This window comes from Segatella maculosa DSM 19339 = JCM 15638 (assembly GCF_000382385.1).
In the GTDB taxonomy this organism is placed as follows: Bacteria; Bacteroidota; Bacteroidia; order Bacteroidales; family Bacteroidaceae; genus Prevotella; species Prevotella maculosa.
On the sequence record NZ_KB908329.1, the window covers coordinates 82,309 to 104,660 of the forward strand.

Here is a 22,352-nt window from a genome sequence, read left to right on the forward strand (position 1 = left end):
AAGCAAAGATGCTGAAAATAGTGAAATAAAAAGAATGGAAAAACAAGCGTTCTGCAGCCGTCTCATCTTATCTATAAAAAGAAAATATCAGCAAATAAACGAGTTATACCTTTTGGTTATTTCAGGGAATATCTTAAATTCGCAGCAGTTTTCATTCAGAAAGTTCACGGAAACGGGGAATGCGTCTCAAAAGTATCGAAAGAGAGGGGAAACCTCACTGGAAAAGTTTGTATCTTCCAACGGGAAAGTTACAGGTACACTTATGTTGGATCCCAGAAGAATGGATGGTGATTATTCCCAAATGGCTCCTGTAGCTATTCGTGTAGCATATGCTAGTAAGAAAGTTTTTCTGCGGATAGGAAAATCATATATTGGAACAGATTGGATAAAGCTATGTGAATGTGAGAAATTATCCCGAAACAAGAAAGCCTCAGAACGAAAGGAATTAAAAAAACAGATGGAGAAAGTGGCTACTCTTGTAAATCAGCTCATCGATGAAGGGAACTTTTCTTTGAAAAAGCTCCAGGAACGACACCAAGGGAAGAAGGATGACGATAGTACAATCTATCCCATTTGGAAATCTTTTATAGTATCTAAGCGCGACGATGGCAAGGCAGGAACAGCTCGGTGTAGTGAGGATATATTAAAGAGGTTTGTACGGGATATGGGAAAAGATGTATCTTTAAGTGATATAAGTCACAACTTTATTCTGGATTGGGTAAAGGTAATGAAGAAAAATGAGCTTAGTACAACATCCATTGGAATATCATTGCGTACATTCCGCACCATTGTAAATATCTGCATTGACCGTGGCTTGATTAAAGGAAGCACCAAAGAAATGTTCAAAGACACGGGCTACAATAAGGTGTGTAGTCGTAAGCATGAGTTCCTTGATGTTCCTACCATGAAGATGCTTTATGACTTTTGGGAAAGAGACGAAGCCAAAGACGAAAAAGGCAAGGAGTTATTCTTTCCAAAAGAGAAACACGCTGTCTTTCGTGATTTAGGGCTGTTCCTATTTATGTATCTGGGTGACGGACAAAATTTGGCTGACACCTTGCGACTGACTTATGATGGTTGGTATTTTGCTACACATGGAAAGCAACTCCGATTCTTGCGTCATAAAACGAGAGACAGAAACGAGAGTGCTAGCGAGGTCATCTTTCCCATTACTCCAGAACTACCAAAGATTATAGACAAGTATGGTAATGAGCCTAAACTTGACAAGCGTGTGTTCCCGATTATGAGTGAGTGGATAACTCCAGAACAAGAAGTATGGGTAATCCAACGATATAATCGCTATATTCGTGAGCATATGGTGAAGGTGGCAGAGCTGCTTGGCATGGAACAGCGCCCATCATCCACTTGGGCTCGACATAGTTTCGCCACCAATCTGAATAATTCTGGCCTAGTACCATACAAATATATTAGTGATAGTATGGGACACAGCGGCAATGGAGATATAACATCCAACTATATTGGTGCCTATCCTTTGGATAAGATATTGGAATATAATTGGTACCTTTTGAACGAAGAAAGACAAAACAAAGCTACTGATAAGCAAATGGTCTTGGAGCTATTGAAAAAAATGAGTGAAAAGGATAGAAAAGAATTGCTCGCATCTTTGTAACGAACGAGTTGATTTGAAAAACATGCCACAGGTGGCACTTTTTTCAAATTACACGTATAGTTTTAAAATAAAAACTGTACCTTTGTCATTGAAAAAAGCGCCCCTTGGGGCATAAATTTAAAATATGAGAAAAACGATTCCAAGAGACATCTATTTGAAGCAGCTTATTGACGGCCGAGAAAATGGTTTTATTAAAGTAATAACAGGTATGCGAAGGTGTGGCAAGTCCACACTTTTACAAGTTCTTTTTCGTGATTATTTGTTGAAACAGAACATACCTGCTGACCACATCATCTCTATTGCTTTGGATGACCGTATCAATCAAAAGCTAAGAAATCCTGACGTTTTACTGGTATATATTCGCCAGCAAGTCAAGGATAACCAGTTGCATTTTATACTTATGGATGAAATACAGATGGTAGATGAGTTTATGGATGTTCTAAACAGCTTGTTGCATATTGAGAATGTGGATGTCTATGTAACAGGTAGCAATTCTCATTTTCTCTCGAATGACATCGTAACAGAGTTTCGGGATAGAAGCGATGAAATACACATGTATCCATTCTCTTTCTCTGAGTATTATGCAGCCGTAGGCGGAGATAAGCAGGGAGCATGGAAAGACTATTATACCTACGGCGGGTTACCTCACGTATTGACTTTAGTAAGTGATAAGAAGAAAAGTGGCTACCTTTATAATGTTTATCGCAAAACCTATCTGACTGACATAAAAGAACGACATGAGATTAAAGAGCATGAATTTGAGGAATTGGCAAAGATGCTGTCTTCTTTTATAGGTTCATCCTGTAATCCGAACAAATTGACTAACACCTTTAAGAGTAAAGTGAATGTTGATTTGTCCTATCCCACAGTAGTAAAGTACATTTCCTATCTAAAAGACTCCTTTCTGATAGAAGAAGCAGAACGTTATGACATCAAGGGACGTAAATACATTGGATCCTTGTCCAAATACTATTTTTGCGATTTAGGAGTAAGAAATTCCATTTTGAATTTCCGTCAACAAGAAGAAAATCATATTATGGAGAATGTTCTCTATAATGAGTTGCGAATGAGAGGTTATAATGTAGATGTCGGCATGGTAGATGTTAAGAGAAAAATTGACGGGAAAAGCATCCGCCAGCAATATGAAGTTGATTTCGTGGTGAATGAGGGAAGCGACAGGTACTATATACAGTCTGCTTTTGCCATGCCAAACATTGAAAAGGAGCGTCAGGAAAAGACTTCTTTTTCATTTATCAATGACTCCTTCAAGAAAATTATCGTCGTGAAAGATGATATTAAGCCTAAACGGGACGAACAAGGGATCGTAACCATAGGCTTACTCGATTTTCTGTTGGATAAGGACAGCTTAAAACTGTAACTTATGGAACCAGAATGCAAAGTAGATTTTCTAACATGGTATCAAACCAACAAGATAGCGGCAGACCGCATTATCAATGACCTGAAGAAGCAGTCGTTTGAAGCGGTAATGCACCTCTATGCCTATACCGCCAAATCATTGAAACTGGAATATATTGTGAGTCAGAGGGACTTCCTCATTCTGTTTTCCAACAATTACACGAGAGTTGGTGACACCATTGTAACAGCGATAGTATTTCTGCTCAGTGAAGGAAACATGAGTTTTATTCGTCTAAACAGGATAAAGAACACTTTAAAATACTGGCTTGTCGGTGACAACCTGTACGAAACGCTTGTCTCAAAAATCATCGTCAAGACTGATGAAGCCCGTGAACGATTAGAGAAGAACGCCTATTCCGATTTACAGCAGCAATTAGTTGAGACCAGTATGCGAAATGGCATCAAGACTCAGGATGATTGGAATCGATTCTTTGGCTTGGAGATTACACCAGATGACAAAGGTGATATTGAGAACAAACCTGTTCCCATCCCAACCGAACTTCAAACGGAAGCAGCCCGACTGATTCTTGACAAGGCGATTTCATTGGGCTTATGCGATGAAAACTATACATGGCAAAAGACCAATACCCTGTTGGCTTACTTCTCCGATTGTGCCTGTGAGCACTTGAATCTGTCAAAAGCAGAACAGGACGGAAAGAAGAAAACATTTTGGAAACCCTTTGAAACCTTGTTTGGTGTATCTGGGCTGGCCAATTACAAGAACACCTATATCAACAAGACGGGCAAGCTGCCCACAGACCATGAAATTGTGGAATCTATATTCCACTAAAGGAAGAAACCCATAGCCCGTGTAAGTCAGCCTTGCATGGGCTTTTTTATCCATTTTCCTTACTATACAAGCATACCAATCCCATTTGGGAAGGATACACATATATCCATGTAGGCACCATGTGGTACCTATATGGGCATAATGCCATGTAATTCCATGATACTTTTGCGGCAAACTTTTAAGACCAAGAGACATGCAAGGAAATTTCATCATGCTGCAAAAGGAAGACCTCAAGGAGGTCATTGCAGAAGTATTGGAGACAATGGTGGGCAAGAATCTGCTGAAAGAACCTGTTTCTGCAGCATCCACCGAGTATTACACCCGTGACGAGTTGTGCACACGTCTGCATATCACCTATACCACGCTCTGGCGAATGGAGAAGCGTGGGGATATTCAGGCGCATAAGATAGGCAGACGCAACCTGTATTCTAAGCAGGAAGTGGACGCACTGATTTCTAAGAGCATTCCTGCAAATTCTACGAACCAATGAGTCTTTTACTATGGATGAACTTATCAAGACCATTCCTAAACCGGCAGATGTGGATTACATTCTGTCCTCCTTTCGTGAGTTGCAGGAACAGCAAGCTGTTGATACCGGTGGTTTTCATGTGTCTTCCATGAATGATTGCTTGAAGGCGGCCAAATCTTTGCCGCCTCTTGTGGTTCTCTATCCGAACATTGTCCTCGAAGGTGATCTTTGCATCATCTTCGGACAGTCAGGCATCGGCAAAACTATCTTCGCCATGCAGGTGGCAAGGGATATTGCCGCACAGGGGAAGCGCGTGCTCTATGCCGACTTTGAGATGACACTGCGTCAGCTGGCCCTGCGGTACGAGGTTTCGAACTTCCCTCCTACCTTCTTCCGTGCGGAGATGGACAGGGACAATCTCGTTGATGATGTATTGAAAGGAATAGAAAAAGCAGCCGTGGCGAATCTTGCGGAAGTGGTGTTCATCGACAACATCACCGCCCTCAGCCAGTCGCTCGATAAAAGCTCTGACGCTGGCTCGCTCATGGCTTCGCTGAACGCCTTGAAACGAAAATACAACTGGACGCTGGTCGTCCTCAACCATGTTCCCAAGATGTTCTCCGGTTCAGTCCCTCTTTCCCTGTCGGCCATACAAGGCTCCGCCAAACTCAACCAGTTGATAGACGATGCTGTGGGACTGGGGCTGTCAGTCCGTGACAAGTCGTTGGTCTATGTGAAGCAGTGCAAGTGGTGCAACGGCGAAGTTGTGCTCGATGCCGACAATGTGGCTCTGTATGAGCGAGCCAAGAACAAGGACGGCAATCTTTGCTTTACCTTTCGCGGCTATGACACGGAGGCCGCCCATCTGGAAACAACAGGTACCAGCGGGCGTGAGGAACTGAAATCAAGGGTCAGGGAATTGTCCTTGCAGGGCATGAAGCAGCAGGACATAGCCAGGGAATGCGGTATCACCTAAAGTAAGGTGTCAAGGCTCTTGAACTGTTGATTATTCACTTTATGCAGTTTATGCAATATGCATAAGTGCATAGACTGCATAAAACGCATAGCAAAAATGGAAAATCAGGACTTAAAGAGAATGTCGGCGAGCAAGGCCGCGCCCAATGATCGGATGTTGATAGAGATATCCAAGCAGGATATAGGATGCCATTATTCTTCCCTTACGGATTATCTGGATAAGATGGCTGGTTATGATTCCAAACTGTTGTCGGGCATTGATCGCTTGATGATGGGATTTCATTTGGGTGCCGTCACCAAACTGGTGAACGGACACTGTGGCACGGTGTTGCCTCGGATTAACCGGAACAACAAGGTCGTAGGAGGAAGTGTGCAGTACTTTGATACGGACAGTGGATCAATCCTGCAAAGAGAGCCCTTGGTGGAACATCTTTATAGCTGGTACTGCTGTGACTATTACACGGACGATGAGGTCTTCTTTGGCGAGCATCTGCTTTCAAACAAGCCTGTCGCCATTGTGCAGGAGGAAAAAACAGCCTTGCTGGGTACACTGGCGGAACCGGCCGTTGACTGGTTGGCGGTTGGAGAAGGCTACAATCTCACCAATAACATGATGAGTAAACTGGCTGGCAAGCGGGTGGTCCTTTTCCCTGATGATATAAGCTGTGATTATTGGGAAGAGCAGTTCGGGGCAAGGTTCAAGGTGGACCGTGGCTTTGTCCATCGGGACATTAACCGATACCTGATTGACAGAATCAGAGGTCGTGGCAGTCCTTGAACTCGGGGGGGAAGAACAGGGCTCTGCCCTTGTTATAGCCCACTATAACTACCCGCTGCGCTTTCGTAGTTGTGGGCCCAAGGCCAGCCTTGGAGAACCGGCGGGGATGACTCTCCCCCTGCACCCTCCACTCGGTGGCATCTGCCCCCAAGACCCCTGACCAGAGCGTGACCCCCTCTCTGGACTCTCCGCTTAGGGAGCCTCCCTAAGAACCTTATGAAAAGAAAAACCAACAATCATTTAATTCCCTTTTGTTATGACACAAATGACATCGGTACACATCAAGCCCTGCAATATCGGGCAAAGTGAGGCACACAACCAACGGACAAAGGCATATCTCGACCACATCAATGCCGAGAAGCTTTATATCAGGAAAGACCTGATACCTGAGGACCAATCGTGGATATCGGAACTGCAAGGCGATATGACCTTGCGGCAGTATTACGATGCCATTGGCAGAATGGTGAAGGAAAAGACGGGCAGGGCCATGCAGACCAAGGAACGGGAGCGAATCAACAAGAAGACGGGCAAGGTAACCAAGATAGCCGACTGTACTCCCTTGCGTGAGGGCGTAGTGGTGTGCAAGGCAGACACCACCATGGAGCAGTTGCAACATTTCGCCGACCTTTGTCGGCAGCGTTTCGGCATTACGGCCATACAGATACACCTTCATCGTGACGAGGGGCATTGTCTTAATCCGAATGACACATCTACATGGAAGCCTAACTATCACGCCCATGTCATCTGGGACTGGATGGACCATGAGACAGGTAAGTCCTACAAACTGGACAACGAGGACATCAGCCTCATGCAGGACATGGCAGCCGAGGCATTGGAAATGGAGCGCGGCGTTTCCAAGTTGGAGACGGGCAAGCTGCATCTAGAACGGAATGACTATATCGTGGCCAAACAGAAGCGTGAGTTGGATGAAAGCAAGAAACAAGCGGAGAAGCTGGCAAAGGAAAACGAGCAGAAAGCTCTCGTCTGTGAAAAGTTGGATAAGGAAATCCACGACAAGCAGGCGAAAGCCAATCGGGAGAACGGCAGCGCCATCCTGTCGGGGTTGGCCAACCTTGCAGGAAAGGGCAAGTATGCCCAGCTGGAATCAGAGAACATCGCTATAAAGCAACAGGTGGCATTGCTACCCGAGAAGATAGCGCAGGGAGTTGTAGAGCGGACGGCTGAACTTGAAAAGGCCTGTGAAAGGGAAAGGTTGATTGCGGAGCTTCGCTTGGAAGAATACAATAAGCTCACGCAAAGTTATAATCGGTTATTGAAGAAGTCGCAAAGCGATAAGAAATCGTATGAGACAGCTCTCTCACAGAAGAATTGCATCATAACCAACCTTATATACGCTTTTCAGAAGGCAATAGAGTTGTTGGACACTGTATGCCGCAAAGCTCTGAAAGCCGTCATCGACTTTGCCAAAAAGCCAATTGCCAGACGGTTTACATTTGAGCAGGCCTGCGCCGTCAATGAGTTTCTTGATACAAATACAGACAGGCAACATGCTGCCTACACCTTGTCTGTTTTGTCCCGTCCCTTTCTCACAGAAAAAGAACATGCCAAAGGGGGACTGGAGATGCAGAATGTAGTCAACAACTTTTCAGAGTATGAAAGGGTTGAAAAGGAAAAGCAAAGAAGGAACATCCGACTATCACATGGAATGAAAACATGAAAAGAAAAAGTATCTTCGTTTAGTCGTGAAAAAATTGCTATTAGGTCGTCTGCCACTTCTAATACTTTAATGCTTCAATATACTTCTGGGAGATGTATTATATCTGAATTTGACTCCCAGCACCGCACAAGCTACGACTACATTGGTGTTAGCATCATATAACTCATTGACGATAGCCAATAATACCTCTTCGAGATTATTAATATGGAAGAGGTTTTTCATCGTCAAGAAGAATCTCTGGCTAAACCATCGCTGGAAACGATAAGGCGAGCATTTGCCCAGCCTTCTTTCAGCTATTCAGTCCACGTGCGTGTTCTTTCTATGGTTATAAACAACTGTTTGAATTTGACCACAGGTCGTCCGAGGTAAGTGGAAGTATTATAGTCGTTAGCTTTTGCCCATTCAGCAACTGCGTTTCGAGATTCCTCTGGATAATAAAGTGTCAGAAGCTTCTTGTTGATTTGGTCTGGCCAGTTCACAACAGGCATCTGCATATCATCCAATACAGGAATCTTGGAAATGCCGAGGGCTATTGCTACTATGCTGGTACAGAAGTCGCCTTTTTCCAATGCTGGCTCTACATTCAGCTCTCTTCTTACACCTTCTACAAGATTTTTTATGCCAAGAATATCATCGGTGAGATCTAATTCTGCAATAACATTTATTTCTGCATCTGCAAGCCGATGGAACATATCGGTATCCTTATGCCCTATTTGTTTGAGTCCAAAGTGTGTTTGAAATCTGATAGACTCAACGGCTCTCTTCTCAGAAAGCTCATTCTTGCGATTCTGTTTTCTTTTCTTTGTCATAACTTATCTATTTTAGAATTTGGATATAAAATTATCATCAGAGTATGCAAAAGTGCTGCATAGAACAAAAGAAATAATATGTTTTATAAAGTTTTTAAGAGGTATGCAGTGATGTTGCAGATACGATGAGTATCTTTGCATTGTAGTTTACGGACAAAGTTCCACTACTTATCATACTATATAATACGAATAAGGAATGAAATAAAGATGATCAGCAAGACATTCAACCGATACATCTGGCTTCTTAACACGTTGCTGCAACAGCGACGACTTACCTTTGAAGAGATAAGCTATCGATGGAAGGACAGTTATCTTGGCGATGGGAAGCCCCTTGCTCTGCGTACATTTCATGTACACAGGGAGGCAATAGCGGAATTATTTGGGGTTGAGGTGAAATGCGATTCCGCTACATACGAATATTACATCTCATCACCGAATGAGTTGCGAAGTGACAGAACTCGCGAGTGGTTGCTCAACTCCTTCACCATATCCAATATGATTGAGGCTGGTCGCAATATGAAAGACAGGATTTTGTTTGAGGATATCCCTCATGGGACAGAATACCTCCAGACGGTCATTGATGCTATGCAGCGAGGAAAAGAATTGCAGATAGTCTATCAGCCTTTCGACGGGCAGCGTGCAACCTACCATCTTCAACCTTATGCTATGAAGGTCTATAACCAAAGGTGGTACATTGTCGGTTATCTGAACGAGTACGAAGGCCTACGTAACGTTGCTCTTGACCGAACGATAGAAATGGAACTGACTGATAAATCCTTTGTGGTGCCAAAGGATTTTGACGCAGAGGAATACTATGCCAATACGGTTGGCATCTTTGTGAATGAAGAACTGAAGCCTAAGAAAGTGGTTCTGCGAGTATATGGGGTGCATGTTGAATATATGCGCTCGCTTCCCCTTCATTCCTCGCAAGAGGAAATCAAGACCAGCGATGGGGAGTATAGCGACTTCCTGTATTGGCTTTGTCTTACACCAGAACTGACCACAAAGATATTGTCAATGGGCGAAAAGGTGGAGGTGCTCAAACCTCATGGTTTGCGGGTTGAGATAAAAAGAAGATTAGAAGAATGTTTAACAAGATATAGATAATTGAAGATGGAAATTGTTGGTTATTCAGAAAGAGGGGCAATGAATGCTCTGTTCTATGGTATTGCTTTGAATAGGGACGAGAAGGCTGCAAACGCAGCAATGAATGTATTTCTGAGAATGGCAGGCGAAACAGAAATATTTCATAACTTCAAACTGTATTCTGAATTCTCATTGTCAGAATTCGGTGACCCAGATTTTGTCATCACGGCTGAGAACCAATCGGGCGAGACCTTTGTCTTTTTCATTGAAGCAAAAGCAAGTGCCTGTAAACTTTACAATCTAAAAGAAGAAAAACGTCGCCATGAAGAATACATCAAAGATCATACGAAATATGCTGATGGCCATTCCTCGAATTTGTTCTTTCAACTCAAAGAAAAGTTTCTTTTGTTGAAGTATGGCCCAAACAATGATTTACGAATAAAAATCATTGACCGCCGAAGAAAACTTGGAGACCATGAAATTGTGCGCAAGTTTTACAAAGACATAAAGTCTGATTGGCAGAACAGCAGATACATTGCTGTCATCCCAAAGCAAGAGGATTACCAAGAAAACCCGGTGTCTATGGTATTCAAAAATGGAAATGATAGTTGTGGATTTGATATACATCTTGTATATTGGGAAGACATTAAGGAAAATGATATTCTAAAGGGCTATGTTGTACCTACACTTGATTATAATGAGGCAAAGAAATCACAAATCTTAAATAACCATAGAGAAAGGAGATAAACGTGAACATCAAGGTACACAGAGGTCTCAACCAAATAGGTGGTTGCATAACTGAAATATGGACAAATACATCCAGGGTCTTCATCGATTTTGGGCAGAATCTTCCAGGTAATGGTGAATCAACAACTTCAGAGCAAGACTTTGGTATGGTCATTGATATTATTGATAAAAACATGAAACAACACGAAGCTGTGTTCTACACCCATGCCCACGAAGATCATGTCGGCTTGTTCTGGTATATCCCTATTGATCAGTATATTGGAGAAGGAAGCAAAGAACTGCTGCTAATTAAGTATAGGATACTCGAAGAGGCCATTAAAAAAGAGAAAGAACAGTACAGCCAGCAGCCAGAATGTGATTTTCACAAGAGAATCATGCTTGAAATGAAATATGTCTCTGCAGTTGCTCATGCAGATGAAGTGAGAGAATTTAAAACATGGACGCGAACAGAAGTAAAGAAGGCTCCTGCATCCATAATAATAGGTGACATAAAGGTTACTCCGTTCTACAATTGTCATAGCATTTATGATTCCTACATGTTTCTTATAGAGGCTGATGGCAAACGCATCTGGCATACAGGAGACTATCGCGAGCACGGCTATCTGGGCAAGGGACTTTTCCCGACACTGAAGAAATATGCCACAAATATTGACGTGCTAATCACTGAAGGCACGATGCTGAAGCATGAGGGCAGATGTATCCATGAACGTGAGGTGTCAAGGAAGATGGCAAGCGTGATGCAGGCGTTCAAATACGTCTTTGTCTTGGCATCAGCTACAGATATAGAACGACTGGCAGCAATAAAAGGAGCAGCAATAAGCGCACAGAAGCCTTTGTGCATCTGGTCTTTGTTCATGAAAAGAACGATGGAACTCTTTACGGAAAAGGAATCAAAACGCTTGCGAGGTTTGTTTTCCTTTAACCCTCTATTCTATAGTGAAAGACTTTACGGCAAGTTGAAGCGCAGAGGCTTTACCATGATTGTTGGAACATCACAAATAGATAGAGTCAAAGGCCTTATCGGCAAACTTCCGCAGGAGGAGACCTTGTTGATATTCTCATCTTGGGATGGATATTACAAGATTCCTGAACAAGTGAAAGCTAACCCGAAATACAAGGAGTTTCGTGAACTGTTCCGCAATGTTGTGGACATTCACACCTCTGGCCATGCGGACAAAACAACAATAAAGAAGGTTATAGAAACTATCAAACCAAAGAAGGTTATCTGCATTCATAAAGAGGCAGGTGCTAAACTATAAGTATATATGGACAGAAATATTCTAAAGGAAGCGTTAATAGGTGTAAACGGAAGACGAGATGTGGACTTATTGGTCAGTTTGTCTAAACAACATTATGATGAACTTGAAAATGGAAGTGGGAATGCATTAAAAGAATGTCACTTTATTGACTCTTCAACCGCTTTAGGTGTTAATTTCTTTCTTCTTTATGAGAAATTACATCCAGAAGCAACTGTCATGTTTGAATGGGACAAGAGTTCACCGTTGAAGGTCGGTGGCAAATCGAATCTTGACGTTAAAGTTGATAAAGGTAAGAAAGTCATTTACTATGAGTCAAAATTCCTTGAACCATATTATATGAGCAATTCTCGTTTTACGGAATCGTACTTTATGATAGAGAACTATTATGATCACTGGAAATTCACAGAAGACAAGCTGACTGATATATTAAGAAGCTTTCAGTCGCTTACTTATTATAACGCTTCTCAGTTGTTCCGGCATTTGCTTGCTATTGTCAATCATATAATTCATAATAAAGATGAGTATGAGAACGTTTCTATCGTTGAACTCAATAGCATCTCATGGGAAATGGAAAATGAATTCATAGATCTTCTGAAATTGACAAGTAGATCAAAGAGTTATGTTATTAAGCGATTCAAGATATTAAAAGAAGAGGAACTCATAGTTAAGGATATGTTCCAAAAAATTATTGAGGATTATATCTCTGATGCTATCCCCAATAATCTTACCCTTTTATTTGAGACCTCAAGGTACAACAATGTTATAGATTTGATTGATAACCACGAAGGTTTCAAAAAAAGATACTTTATTAAATGAAAATCCTTCAAATCTCAGATACCCACAACCGACACCAACAACTGATAAACCTACCAGGTGCTGATGTCATTGTGCATTGTGGTGATTTTACTGATATGGGAACCGAAGATGAGGTACTTGAATTCCTTAACTGGTTCATAGAGCTGCCTTACCCTCATAAGATATTTGTTACCGGCAACCATGATCTCTGTTTATGGGAAGCAGACGATATAGAAGGCCTACCTGACAGCGTTCACTTCCTCCAAGACAGAGGGTGCGAAATTGGGGGTATAAAATTCTTCGGATTAGGCTACAATCATCCCGAAAGCCTGATACCTTATAATGTGGATGTACTTGTTACCCACGAACCGCCAGCAATGATACTTGACGAAAGCAGCAATACTCATTGGGGCAACATGTCTCTTCGCAACAAAGTGTTGGAAATCAAACCACGCTATCATCTGTTTGGTCATGCTCATGAAAGCTACGGCACAGAAAATAGGGACGGGATTATTTTCTCAAACGGATCATCTCTTGACAACTCATATACAATGGTCCGTAAGCCCAAGTTATTTATGTACAAATAATACGAGCGTTATTTCGTTGTAATAGCAGAAAAGCTTCGTCATGAAATCTCTGTCATTCATATATCATTTCCCGAAATTTCAAAAGGGCACGGATGAAGAGTTTTCTTTTAAAAAGGTCACCTAAAGGTCACCTTTAAAAGAAAAAGCACTTGCAATAAATTCGCAAGTGCTTGATTTTCAGTTGTGGACCAGCCAGGGCTTGAACCTGGGACCTCCAGATTATGAGTCTGTTGAAATATGGTTTTATAAGATTTTATAAAATTTTTGTTTTCAATATATTTTCTTGGTATTCAATGATTTACTATATTTGCATCAAAAATATGAAATCTTGCGAAATGGCATAAAATAAGCGTTGGTGTTCGCGCGGTGTTCGCACGGTGTTCGCAAAATGTTCGCAAGATTACATGAAATAGCTGAGGAAAAATGAAGACTGTAAAAACATCAATCAACTGTAATCGGGTGGGTAACTGTTCTCTTACTCTTGTGTTGGATAAGCGTACTAATAAAGAGACGATGGAATATCCAATGGCTATCTGCTTCACCATAGAACGAAAGCGGTACTATCATAAGCTGACCGATATGCCATTTCAACCGGAAAAATACTTCAATAGTGTTTGTAGTGTAACAAGTTCTCGTAGTAACCTGATGGATGTTTATAAAGGTTGGCAGGAAATCTTAGAGGAGTTTAGAGACAAGGTCGTGAAACTTAGTAAGTCGCATGAACTGACTATTGGGCTGATTAAGACAATGCTTTCTGGAGTGGAATATCAAGACGAGCATTCTTTGTCGTTTGTTGGCATGTGGGAAGGGCTTATTGCAAGGTATCGGGATGATAATAGAGTGGGCTGTGCCGAAAATTACCAGTGGGCTCTTAACTCTTTTCTGAAGATAGTTGGTCGGACAGAAGGCTTCAAGGTGGACAAGGATGTTATAGCCAAGTGGAATGATGGAATGAAGAACGGCATAATGATTGATGGTATGCTGGTTGGGAAAATAGCTGATGCAACACGGGGAATGTATTTAAGAACTTGTCGTGTTGTTTGGAATGAATGTATTAAACGAGGCTTTCTTCCGGCTGACAAATACCCATTCTCAAATAAAGACAATGACCTCATTTCCATTCCAAGAGGGAAAAGAAGACAACAATCCTACTTGTCAATCGCTGAAATGACAGAACTCTATCATGTCTTTGAGGAGAAACGATACCCAGAAATGTGGGACAAAGAATATACGAAACGTGTACACGATTCCTTGGGATTGTTTCTTGCGCAATATTTGTGCAATGGCTTCAATCTTGCCGACGCAGGTAGACTAACTTATAATCGAACCTATTTTGCTGAGGGCGGTAGGGCTTTTGAATTTATGCGAAAGAAAACATCGGCAAGAAGTAATAGTATGTCGGTGGTAGTAGTGCCTATTATTCAGCCTTTGCAATTCATCTTGGACGAGATAGCAGCCAAGCCTAAGAAAGATGCCTATGTGTTTCCACAGATATTTCAAGGTGAAGAGGATGAGTTGAAACGAAGAAAGCTCACAGTACAAGAGAATTCAAATATTAAAGATCGGGTAATCAGAGTTTGCAAGGAAGTGTTGAAGTGGGACAAAGAGCCTTCGGGAACATGGGCGAGGCATTCTTTTGCCACGAATCTCAAGTTGGCGGGAGTGGAAGAGTTATACATATCGGAGAGCATGGGACATTCTATGGGTAATAATATTACGGCCGGGTATCAGGATATGTATCCATTGGAGACCAGATTCGAGAATAACTCAAAGTTGCTGAATCTTGTACCGAGTCCTCAGGCTGTTGATGTTGATAGTATGACGTCAGAGCAAGCAAAGGAGATGCTGAAGGCAATATTAGGACAGAGATAGTACAGCTAATGCGAATATTCTTCAAGAACAAATGAAATTCTTTCTTTTTTACTAAATTTGTAGCATCAATATTAAAGGTTATGACAGAACAAGACGTGATTGCATTGCGTGATCTGGCTGAGGTTGGAAGTGCCCAGTTTAAGGAGCGAATCAATGATAAATACGATATAGGCTGCGAACTTGTTGCTTTTAGCAATAGCCATGGTGGTCGATTGGTCATTGGTATCAATGATAAGACGGGCAATATCAATGCTTTGTCTTACAAGGAACTTCAGGAGACAACAAATATGTTGACCAGTATGGCTTCAGAGAATGTTCTCCCTGGCATACTCATTGATATAGAGAATGTCCCGGTAAAAGGCGGTGCTGTTGTCGTGGCTACAATCCCTGAAGGAAAGAATAAGCCCTACCATGATAACAAAGGGGTTATTTGGGTAAAGAATGGTACCGATAAGCGAAAGATCTTTGATAATGCTGAAATTGCAGAGATGATGACTGGTTGTGGAGCATTCTTTCCCGATGTGGCAGCTGTCAATGATATAACCGTTGAAGACCTTGACGAGAGGACGCTGAAGATTTATCTTCAGAACCGTTTTACAAAAGTGTTAGGTCTGAAAGGATTTGTTGGTGATAAATACAAGAAGGCCTCGCTCGATGAGATAGCTAATGCCATAGCCAAAAATCATGATATTAGTCAGTTGCTGCGTAATCTACATTTTATACTGCCTACCGGTAGGCTTACGGTAGCTGCAGTTCTTCTGTTTGCCTCATATACTCAACGATGGTTGCCAGTGATAACAGCAAAATGTATCTGTTTCGTAGGCAATACTGTTGGTGGAACACAGTTTCGTGACAAGGTAGATGATGCTGATATGGAAGGAAACTTGCTCCATCAGTTTGATACCATCATGGCATTCTATACACGTAATCTCCGCACAGTACAAACTAATGATGAGTTTAATTCTAAAGGTGAACTGGAAATTCCTTATGTTAGTCTTGTAGAATTTACCGTTAATGCTCTGGTACACCGTTCACTTAACTGGAGAGCTCCTATCCGTATCTTTATCTTTGATGACAGATTGGAAATCCATAGTCCTGGAACACTTCCTGATGGGCTGACTGTAGATGACATCAAAGCAGGTACCTCTATGCCTCGAAACGTCTTCCTTTTTAATAATGCGAATTACTTACTACCCTACACAGGTGTTGGTAGTGGTATTCAGCGTTCTTTGGAAACGGGACTTGATGTGCAGTTTGAGAATAATGAGAAATCACGGGAGTTCTTGGTCACAATTTATCGTCATACTAATCTGGAAAGTAGCCAAGAAACAGATAAAAGTAACCAAGATGAGGCGGAAAGTAACCAAGATGGTAACCAAGAAGCCGCTCATTCAGTTCAAAGGAGTTATGGAAAACTAACCAAGAAACAAATTGATTTACTCAACTTTTGCAGCGTACCTCGTACAGCTCAGGAAATAATGGACAGGCTGCGAATTACCAATCAAACTAGGAATAGAAAGAAGCATATCAATCCCCTCTTGGAGATGGGGATGCTGGAAATGACCATTCCAGAACACCCGAACGATAAGAATCAAAAGTATCGTAAGATAAGGTCTGGCGACAATCCCACTTTGCCCATTGCTGAATGTTTATAAATTCAGCAAGCTTTCATCAAAAATTCAGCAGATTTTTAGCAAAAATTCAGCAACGCCTGTTAGCAATTAGCTGATAATTAGTGATTATAAATTCTTTAGCAAGATAGTGGCTTTATGCGTTGTTCGGTAGGATACTAAAGCCCATATAGTTCATGCTTAAAAGTAACCAAGATGTTGAAGAAGTGATCGAGGATGGGCGGAAAGTAACCAAGATGCAATTAAAAGTAACCAAGTAACTCTCAAAAAGTAACCAAGTAGGCAATCAAGATAATAAGGAAAGTAACCAAGAAATAAAGCAATAAAAGTTATGAAGATAAGCGACAAAGCCTTTAAAGTGTTTGTATATTCAGGGTTTGGTGTGGCCTGTCCTATTCTGGTGGTGACGCTTGGCATGCTGCTTGCCGGATATCATATATCTACAGAGGCTAAGTTCTGGTTGTGGTTGGTAGCTTTGGTTTCCTTAATCATAATGGTTATGGCTTTGATTCGGATTTTATGTGATTTCTTACCAATAGATAGACTGGCGAATAAAATAAGAAACCATCATTACACTTCAGAAGTTCAAGCTGCCTTAGACAAGAAAGAAATAGAAGATCAAAAGATTTCAACCAGTGAGAAGATTCAGGAAGAGAATCCCTTGAAATCATACTTTGTTCGGCAATTTGTCAATAAGGATTATGTTAATCAGCCTGTTTTTGAAACCTATCAGGAGTTGTTTAAGGAAAAGAACGGAGGAAAAAATGTTGTCCTGGCTTTCTATTGCGGTGCAGATACAAATATGAACTGGTTAATATCTATCCCGACCCATGCCGAAGCTGTTAGGATATTCGGGGAAGAGACAGTTGGCAGCAAGAATAATTATAGTGTGCAGAAAGGTAATTTCACCCCTGGAAATCTTGATGATAAGAAACTATCAGAAATAAGGGCCATGAAGCTATTGATGAAAAAGATATTGGCAGACTTACAAGAGCAAGCGTAAGACTACAGAAGATAAGAAAAATAACCTCCAACAGTTAGTTCTGCTGGAGTTTTTTGATTGAATCAGGGAGAACTGCTTGGGACGATATGGTACATCTTGCAGAACATGATGGTATGTCTAAGAACCTTATTGTGAATAGTTGATTTATAGCCTTTATTCTTAGCCTTTGTGTCATTGGATAGCATAATTTTGCATTGTGCTTTAAGGGACGGAACCTTCCACCGTAACCTGAAATGCAAAGCCAACATATGCTATGGAAGGTAGCAGTGAGGTTGGTCATGTCAAACTATTCAATGATAGAACAATGGAAGATCATAATTCGATTATTGGTACCCAGCTCATCGTGATGACAAAATCAGATTTAGACGAGTTAATTCATAAGGCTGCGTACAAAACGGAAGACTCCTCTTCTGATAGCAACGGTGCAGAAAAACCTGCTATACCCAATGAGGAACGCTTTATTACACGTGAGGAAGCCTCCCGACTTCTTCATGTGGATTTGAGTACTTTGTGGCGGTGGAACAAGACAAAGGTGTTATGCGCAAGAAAAGTAGGCCCCCGCAGAGTGATGTACAACTACGCAGAGGTCCTGTCTCTATTGAACGATTCTAAATAATACAGTATGGAGAAGGAAATCAAGGGCTTTATGCTGTTTACAGACCAAAAGGAGGCCATCTGCTGTTTGGACGATGCAGAGGCAGGAATCCTCTTCAAGGCTCTTTATGGCTATGCTGCCAGTGGGGATAGACCAACGTTTGAGGACAAGGCTTTGATGTCCCTCTTTTGCATGCTTCGTATCCAGATTGATCGTAGCCAAAGCTCATACGAGAAGAGATGTCGGGCGAATAGGGCCAATGCCCTGAAACGTCAGGCATCTCGACGGGTTACAAGTAAGGTAGAGAACCAAACACAACTATCGTCGGCCATCGTTAGCGATGGCAATCCGTCGCAGGATAAGAATAAGACTAAGAGTAAGGATAAGAATAACATTGATGAAGAAGCTATCACTTCTGTCATCAATGTTGGTGATATGATGGACTCGTTTAAGATGATTTGGAAGATGTATGGTAAGCCTGTGGGAAACATTGTGACCTTGAGGGAAAAGTGGATGCTGCTAACTGATGAAGACAGGACGAAAATCATGCAGTATATCCCGCAGTATGTAGCTTCCCGCCCAGAAGTGCAATACCGCAAGAACTTTGAGAACTTTCTCTCCCAAAGAATATGGGAAACCGAGCCTATCCGAAATGCTAACATAAAAGTGGGTATTGTGCTGCAAGACAATGCCCCCAATAAATACGAAAACGATGAATCATGGTAACAATGAATACAGATACTTTTAACGCAACAGTGGAAAAGCTACGCAATACGGGATTCAGCCCGGATGCCTCAAACGTGTATCTCCATATCCCAGAGGCAAAGCAGGCATTGGCTATTGGATTAAAACGTTTTGTTGCAAATCCACAATGGTTGCCAGAATACGATTTGATAGCTGATTGGCTGTCAGATAATCATGGCAGAGGATTGCTTTGCATTGGCCATGTAGGACGTGGAAAAACGGTAATCTGTGCTAAAATTCTTCCAGTGATCCTCAATTACTACTGCCATCTGATAGTTAATGTGGCAGATGCCACCGAATTCAATACAAAACATGAGGAGTTGAAACAACGCCATATCCTTTGCATTGATGATGTTGGCGTGGAAAATGAGGCTATCAGGTATGGTGAGCGGAAAGTGCCATTTGCAGAATTGGTTGACTTGGCAGAGAAGAAAGGTAAGTTATTGCTGACTACTACCAATCCCACTACGGCGGAACTGTCGGCAAAGTATGGTGCAAGGACGCTCGACCGTTTAAAAGCTATTACACGTGTCGTGCACTTTGAGGGTGAAAGCCTACGTCGGTAAGTTACTAAGACGAGAATTCACAAGTCCGAAAGATAGTGAAATACCGATTTAGTGAAATAAAGATTTAGTGAAATAAAGATTTAGTGAAATAAAGATTAGTAAATCACTATTTTGTAAAATCACGATTTTTACATACTGAGGAGCATGTTACTCTTACAGAATTTGATTAGCAAGTTGTACTTTTGTGCGGACAAATCGTTTCTGGGAAACGCCCTATCCTGCAAAAGTGACTTGCCAGCCGTTCCTGCTGGAGGATAATGCTCGCAACTCGTATTATCAAAATCCGAGACCTCTGCAAAACTCATTGTTCAAGATTTGCTCATTTCATCATATTTTTGTACCTTTATAGTATGAAACAATGTCCTTCTTCTCCGAGTTTTGCTGACCTAATAGTTGGTCATCGTAAGGTTAAACAGACCTTTTTCTTTCAAATTGATCAGATAATCGACTGGAATCCCATTCGTGGACTTATTGAAATTGCTTACACCAAAGGCAACCGTCCCACTGGTCGTCCAAGCTATGACAGCCTTGTGTTGTTCAAGACCGAGCTTCTTCGTACATGGTATGGCTTGAGTGACGGCGAGGTCGAAGAGCAGGTAAATGACCGTCTGTCCTTCAGTCGCTTTGTTGGTTTAGGATTGGATGACTGTGCTCCAGATAGTACAACCGTATGCCGTTTCCGTAATATTTTGGTTGAAGCCGACCTTTACGACAATGTGCTGCAAGAGATAAATCGCCAGTTAGAGTTGGCTGGTGTTTTGGTTAAGCGTGGTGCCATCGTTGATGCAAGTATCACGGATAGTCCTCGTCGACCTCGCGGCCGTAAGGAATACGAAGTAGTTGAGGATCGCAATGAGGAATCAGGCAGGGATGTTGCAGAAAAGGCAATGGTTAAAGAGATCGTCAAGCCCAATGTTGATGGTGAAGCACGTTGGGTAAAGAAGATGGGGAAGCTACACTTCGGTTACAAGCGACATTCGGTTACAGATGAGAACGGTTTGGTGATAGCCGAGGAAACCACACCGGCTAACGAAAGTGACATCAAACATTTGGAAAAGCCATTAGAAAAAGCCAAACTTCCACAAGTTACACCTGTTTATGCCGACAAGGGTTATGATTCCACAGCAAACAAGGATGTACTCAAACGTATGAAACTCAAGAGTCGTATCATGCACAAAGGAGTAAGGGGACGTAAGCTAACGGAAAGAGAGCAGCATGTTAATGTAGCCATCAGCAAGACACGGTACAAAGTGGAACGTACCTTTGGTTCTATTCACAGATGGTTTCATGGTGGGATAGCCAGATATGTAGGTTTAGCTAAGACTCACGCACAACACATCATGGAGGCTATTGCCTACAATTTATATCGAACTCCAGGGATAATTGTGTCTAATTCTCTCAAATAAGGGGAGAATATGAGATGAAATAGAGCATATACAGCCTAAAAATCAAAAATATAGACTGCAGGTGAGCCAATAGTGCTCAAAAACAAGAATGATAGAGAATGAGGTAAGGTATTGCAGAGGTCTCAATCAACGACTTCACTCACTCCTACCTGGCCATAGCTGAACTTTTTAGGGAACACTGTTAGTCCTAACATCATCACGCAGAAAGATAATTATGAGTGCTTATTGTTCAAACGTGTCAAGCGCAGAACTGTTTCCTTCCACGGTATATACCAGATGACGAGCCAGGAGACAAACACCACTACATAAATGGCAATAATGTCTGGAGAGAAACTGAAATAACCTTGGTTTGAAAAATTGAACAGGGTATGGAAACACGCACAGGCCGTTAGGCTTCTTGTGTCGCGGGCAATATTGCCAATACCCCAAGCTCCGAGAAGCAACACGCCGAAGAAGATTAGGCCTCCTATATCGAACCTTATGGCAATGTGCCAGAAAAACCACATGGTGGCAATGAGAAAATTGCTTGAGACGCGGTTCATGTCCATCAGTTCTCCTTGCAGATAACCTCTCCATCCGACTTCTTCAAGCAGCGAATAAATGAGCGTACCCATCAGAATAAGGCTCAGGTTTCGGTCAAGCAAGAAGCATATGACGAGGGGAATGGCAAACGTGAAGACAGACTTTATGACCGACTTGCCCGTGAGGGTGCAATATAATTTGCGCTTGAATATCAATACAGCTACCAGGGCTCCCAGACAAGGCCCGATGCCTTGTGCCCACACCCGAAGCCAGCCAATAAAAGGGCTGGCAACAAAGTCCCAATACCTCAACACAATTGCTCGGATGAGTACTGCAATTACATAGAATAAAGCGATTGCCTTCCATTTGATTCCTGGTGTTTTTGTATTCATTTTGCACTACTGTCCGGTTAAATTTCACCAAAGCGAAAGTTGGCGGTCATTTTCTGGGTTTTGATTAATAATTGTTTTATCAAATAGTTCATTCAACGGAGTCCTCTCAAAGAGAACTTGTCCGATGACGTTAGAGAATATGTAAAGATTTTGCTTAATATGATACATCTTCAAAGCAATAATAAGAAGCAGATAATCGCAGATAGCTATCCATATTTGCGTAAAGACTGCATTCTGGGTTGTTCCATAGAATGACTTGATATGCAAGTGCTGCTTGATCCATTTGAAGAACGTCTCGATAGTCCAACGCTCTCGGTAGAGTTCTGCAATGGTAATTGCTGGAAGGATGAAGTCATTCGTCAAGAATCGATACACAACGTTCTGAGCATAGTCTTCATATGTAACCAATCGCAACACGTCTGGATATTTCTTGGCAGTCAAGAGACCAGTGAGACTGATAGTTTCATCAGAGATGACACCAGTCTGCCTATCAACCACTCTTGTCTCGAAAACATTGTACTTCATATTATCCTTTGCTCGGGTAACAAAGTATGCATGTTGTTGTTGAAAGATTCGGAACAGCCGATCAAAATCGACATATC

At 41.9% G+C, this 22,352-nt stretch carries 22 protein-coding genes; 19 read left to right on the plus strand and 3 right to left on the minus strand.

Features of this window, described 5'->3' with window-relative positions; translation table 11 throughout:
* The first annotated feature begins 34 nt into the window (after positions 1-34).
* The 7 genes from H164_RS0109910 to H164_RS15795 all read left to right on the plus strand — a co-directional run bounded on the left by H164_RS0109910 (position 35) and on the right by H164_RS15795 (position 7,736).
* The gene (locus H164_RS0109910) at positions 35-1,630 is read left to right on the plus strand and encodes a phage integrase SAM-like domain-containing protein (RefSeq protein ID WP_019968476.1); all 1,596 of its coding nucleotides are present in this window, start codon (positions 35-37) and stop codon (positions 1,628-1,630) included.
* A 124-nt stretch (positions 1,631-1,754) separates the two neighbouring features.
* Positions 1,755-3,008, plus strand: coding sequence for an ATP-binding protein (locus H164_RS0109915; RefSeq protein WP_019968477.1), 1,254 nt, complete (start codon positions 1,755-1,757; stop codon positions 3,006-3,008).
* A gap of 3 nt (positions 3,009-3,011) precedes the next feature.
* Positions 3,012-3,836: a DUF6043 family protein gene (locus H164_RS0109920; RefSeq protein WP_019968478.1), complete on the plus strand. Its 825-nt coding sequence runs from the start codon at positions 3,012-3,014 to the stop codon at positions 3,834-3,836.
* 193 nt (positions 3,837-4,029) lie between these two features.
* A complete protein-coding gene (locus H164_RS0109925; protein WP_019968479.1) occupies positions 4,030-4,326 on the plus strand; it encodes a helix-turn-helix transcriptional regulator in 297 nt (98 codons plus the stop codon).
* A gap of 10 nt (positions 4,327-4,336) precedes the next feature.
* Entirely contained in the window at positions 4,337-5,281 is a 945-nt protein-coding gene (locus H164_RS0109930; RefSeq protein ID WP_019968480.1) for an AAA family ATPase, read from the plus strand.
* Between the two features lie 57 nt (positions 5,282-5,338).
* The gene (locus tag H164_RS0109935; RefSeq protein ID WP_019968481.1) at positions 5,339-6,058 is read left to right on the plus strand and encodes a DUF6371 domain-containing protein; all 720 of its coding nucleotides are present in this window, start codon (positions 5,339-5,341) and stop codon (positions 6,056-6,058) included.
* A 256-nt stretch (positions 6,059-6,314) separates the two neighbouring features.
* Positions 6,315-7,736 carry a hypothetical protein gene (locus H164_RS15795; RefSeq protein ID WP_019968482.1) on the plus strand — a complete coding sequence of 474 codons (1,422 nt, stop codon included), beginning with the start codon at positions 6,315-6,317 and terminating at the stop codon, positions 7,734-7,736.
* A gap of 293 nt (positions 7,737-8,029) precedes the next feature.
* On the opposite strand, the gene H164_RS0109945 is transcribed toward H164_RS15795, so the two are convergent.
* A complete protein-coding gene (locus tag H164_RS0109945; RefSeq protein ID WP_019968483.1) occupies positions 8,030-8,545 on the minus strand; it encodes a hypothetical protein in 516 nt (171 codons plus the stop codon).
* 207 nt (positions 8,546-8,752) lie between these two features.
* On the opposite strand from H164_RS0109945, the gene H164_RS0109950 reads away from it, so the two are divergent.
* From H164_RS0109950 to H164_RS0110010, 12 genes are all read left to right on the plus strand, one after another.
* A complete protein-coding gene (locus H164_RS0109950) occupies positions 8,753-9,652 on the plus strand; it encodes a helix-turn-helix transcriptional regulator (protein ID WP_019968484.1) in 900 nt (299 codons plus the stop codon).
* 6 nt (positions 9,653-9,658) lie between these two features.
* Positions 9,659-10,378, plus strand: coding sequence for a hypothetical protein (locus H164_RS0109955; RefSeq protein ID WP_019968485.1), 720 nt, complete (start codon positions 9,659-9,661; stop codon positions 10,376-10,378).
* Between the two features lie 2 nt (positions 10,379-10,380).
* Positions 10,381-11,637: an MBL fold metallo-hydrolase gene (locus H164_RS0109960; protein WP_026356336.1), complete on the plus strand. Its 1,257-nt coding sequence runs from the start codon at positions 10,381-10,383 to the stop codon at positions 11,635-11,637.
* A 6-nt stretch (positions 11,638-11,643) separates the two neighbouring features.
* Positions 11,644-12,453: a PGN_0703 family putative restriction endonuclease gene (locus H164_RS0109965; protein ID WP_019968487.1), complete on the plus strand. Its 810-nt coding sequence runs from the start codon at positions 11,644-11,646 to the stop codon at positions 12,451-12,453.
* A complete protein-coding gene (locus H164_RS0109970; RefSeq protein WP_019968488.1) occupies positions 12,450-13,019 on the plus strand; it encodes a metallophosphatase domain-containing protein in 570 nt (189 codons plus the stop codon). Before H164_RS0109965 ends, H164_RS0109970 begins: the two co-directional genes overlap by 4 nt.
* Positions 13,020-13,442: 423 nt before the next feature.
* Entirely contained in the window at positions 13,443-14,891 is a 1,449-nt protein-coding gene (locus tag H164_RS0109975; protein ID WP_026356337.1) for a tyrosine-type recombinase/integrase, read from the plus strand.
* An 80-nt stretch (positions 14,892-14,971) separates the two neighbouring features.
* Positions 14,972-16,546 carry an RNA-binding domain-containing protein gene (locus tag H164_RS0109980; protein WP_019968490.1) on the plus strand — a complete coding sequence of 525 codons (1,575 nt, stop codon included), beginning with the start codon at positions 14,972-14,974 and terminating at the stop codon, positions 16,544-16,546.
* Positions 16,547-16,853: 307 nt separating this feature from the next.
* Positions 16,854-17,525, plus strand: coding sequence for a hypothetical protein (locus H164_RS0109990; RefSeq protein WP_019968491.1), 672 nt, complete (start codon positions 16,854-16,856; stop codon positions 17,523-17,525).
* A 304-nt stretch (positions 17,526-17,829) separates the two neighbouring features.
* Positions 17,830-18,141, plus strand: a complete 312-nt coding sequence (locus H164_RS14515; RefSeq protein ID WP_154652141.1) for a helix-turn-helix transcriptional regulator — start codon at positions 17,830-17,832, stop codon at positions 18,139-18,141.
* A gap of 6 nt (positions 18,142-18,147) precedes the next feature.
* Complete coding sequence (locus tag H164_RS0110000) at positions 18,148-18,846, plus strand: DUF6291 domain-containing protein (protein ID WP_019968493.1); 699 nt, start codon at positions 18,148-18,150, stop codon at positions 18,844-18,846.
* The gene (locus H164_RS0110005; RefSeq protein ID WP_019968494.1) at positions 18,840-19,430 is read left to right on the plus strand and encodes a P-loop NTPase family protein; all 591 of its coding nucleotides are present in this window, start codon (positions 18,840-18,842) and stop codon (positions 19,428-19,430) included. Before H164_RS0110000 ends, H164_RS0110005 begins: the two co-directional genes overlap by 7 nt.
* 350 nt (positions 19,431-19,780) lie before the next feature.
* Positions 19,781-20,836 (plus strand): IS5 family transposase, encoded by a 1,056-nt coding sequence (locus tag H164_RS0110010; RefSeq protein ID WP_019968495.1) that lies wholly within the window; start codon positions 19,781-19,783, stop codon positions 20,834-20,836.
* Between the two features lie 212 nt (positions 20,837-21,048).
* On the opposite strand, the gene H164_RS14520 is transcribed toward H164_RS0110010, so the two are convergent.
* Positions 21,049-21,750: a CPBP family intramembrane glutamic endopeptidase gene (locus H164_RS14520; RefSeq protein ID WP_019968496.1), complete on the minus strand. Its 702-nt coding sequence runs from the start codon at positions 21,748-21,750 to the stop codon at positions 21,049-21,051.
* 24 nt (positions 21,751-21,774) lie between these two features.
* On the minus strand, positions 21,775-22,352 hold a 578-nt coding region (locus H164_RS14525; RefSeq protein ID WP_019968497.1), incomplete at its 5' end, for an IS4 family transposase.

Excerpts from the sequence above, each read along its gene's own strand:
- H164_RS0109910 (WP_019968476.1), top strand. The coding sequence starts at position 35 with ATGGAAAAACAAGCGTTCTGCAGCCGTCTCATCTTATCTATAAAAAGA.
- H164_RS0109915 (WP_019968477.1), top strand. The coding sequence starts at position 1,755 with ATGAGAAAAACGATTCCAAGAGACATCTATTTGAAGCAGCTTATTGAC.
- H164_RS0109920 (WP_019968478.1), top strand. The coding sequence starts at position 3,012 with ATGGAACCAGAATGCAAAGTAGATTTTCTAACATGGTATCAAACCAAC.
- H164_RS0109925 (WP_019968479.1), top strand. The coding sequence starts at position 4,030 with ATGCAAGGAAATTTCATCATGCTGCAAAAGGAAGACCTCAAGGAGGTC.
- H164_RS0109930 (WP_019968480.1), top strand. The coding sequence starts at position 4,337 with ATGGATGAACTTATCAAGACCATTCCTAAACCGGCAGATGTGGATTAC.
- H164_RS0109935 (WP_019968481.1), top strand. The coding sequence starts at position 5,339 with ATGCATAAGTGCATAGACTGCATAAAACGCATAGCAAAAATGGAAAAT.
- H164_RS15795 (WP_019968482.1), top strand. The coding sequence starts at position 6,315 with ATGACACAAATGACATCGGTACACATCAAGCCCTGCAATATCGGGCAA.
- H164_RS0109945 (WP_019968483.1), bottom strand. The coding sequence starts at position 8,545 with ATGACAAAGAAAAGAAAACAGAATCGCAAGAATGAGCTTTCTGAGAAG.
- H164_RS0109950 (WP_019968484.1), top strand. The coding sequence starts at position 8,753 with ATGATCAGCAAGACATTCAACCGATACATCTGGCTTCTTAACACGTTG.
- H164_RS0109955 (WP_019968485.1), top strand. The coding sequence starts at position 9,659 with ATGGAAATTGTTGGTTATTCAGAAAGAGGGGCAATGAATGCTCTGTTC.
- H164_RS0109965 (WP_019968487.1), top strand. The coding sequence starts at position 11,644 with ATGGACAGAAATATTCTAAAGGAAGCGTTAATAGGTGTAAACGGAAGA.
- H164_RS0109970 (WP_019968488.1), top strand. The coding sequence starts at position 12,450 with ATGAAAATCCTTCAAATCTCAGATACCCACAACCGACACCAACAACTG.
- H164_RS0109975 (WP_026356337.1), top strand. The coding sequence starts at position 13,443 with ATGAAGACTGTAAAAACATCAATCAACTGTAATCGGGTGGGTAACTGT.
- H164_RS0109980 (WP_019968490.1), top strand. The coding sequence starts at position 14,972 with ATGACAGAACAAGACGTGATTGCATTGCGTGATCTGGCTGAGGTTGGA.
- H164_RS0109990 (WP_019968491.1), top strand. The coding sequence starts at position 16,854 with ATGAAGATAAGCGACAAAGCCTTTAAAGTGTTTGTATATTCAGGGTTT.
- H164_RS14515 (WP_154652141.1), top strand. The coding sequence starts at position 17,830 with ATGGAAGATCATAATTCGATTATTGGTACCCAGCTCATCGTGATGACA.
- H164_RS0110000 (WP_019968493.1), top strand. The coding sequence starts at position 18,148 with ATGGAGAAGGAAATCAAGGGCTTTATGCTGTTTACAGACCAAAAGGAG.
- H164_RS0110005 (WP_019968494.1), top strand. The coding sequence starts at position 18,840 with ATGGTAACAATGAATACAGATACTTTTAACGCAACAGTGGAAAAGCTA.
- H164_RS0110010 (WP_019968495.1), top strand. The coding sequence starts at position 19,781 with ATGAAACAATGTCCTTCTTCTCCGAGTTTTGCTGACCTAATAGTTGGT.
- H164_RS14520 (WP_019968496.1), bottom strand. The coding sequence starts at position 21,750 with ATGAATACAAAAACACCAGGAATCAAATGGAAGGCAATCGCTTTATTC.